This is a genomic window from Pseudaeromonas sp. HNCC25DJ182, from assembly GCF_055413365.1.
Genome location: NZ_JBVAYG010000041.1, coordinates 1 through 256, shown reverse-complemented (window position 1 = coordinate 256; position 256 = coordinate 1). Strand labels below are relative to the sequence as shown.

The following is a 256-nucleotide window of genomic DNA, read 5'->3' as shown; positions in this document are numbered from 1 at the left end:
ATAAAGAGAGCAACTCTTGAAGTGGGTCTGTAGCTCAGGTGGTTAGAGCGCACCCCTGATAAGGGTGAGGTCGGTAGTTCGAGTCTACTCAGACCCACCACTTCATTGGGGCCATAGCTCAGCTGGGAGAGCGCCTGCTTTGCACGCAGGAGGTCTGCGGTTCGATCCCGCATGGCTCCACCATTTCTCTTGCTTGATGTAGAAGACAAACTAATAGCTTTGGTACAAGGCTATCAGTTTGACTTCTTTGGAAGTC

General features: G+C 51.2%; 2 tRNA genes. Both read left to right on the top strand.

Annotated features, from left to right (window positions below):
* Nucleotides 1–23 precede the first annotated feature (23 nt).
* Nucleotides 24–100 (top strand) — tRNA-Ile (locus ACZYUB_RS16665).
* 7 nt (nt 101–107) lie between these two features.
* Nucleotides 108–183, top strand: a tRNA-Ala gene (locus tag ACZYUB_RS16660).
* Nucleotides 184–256 lie beyond the last annotated feature (73 nt).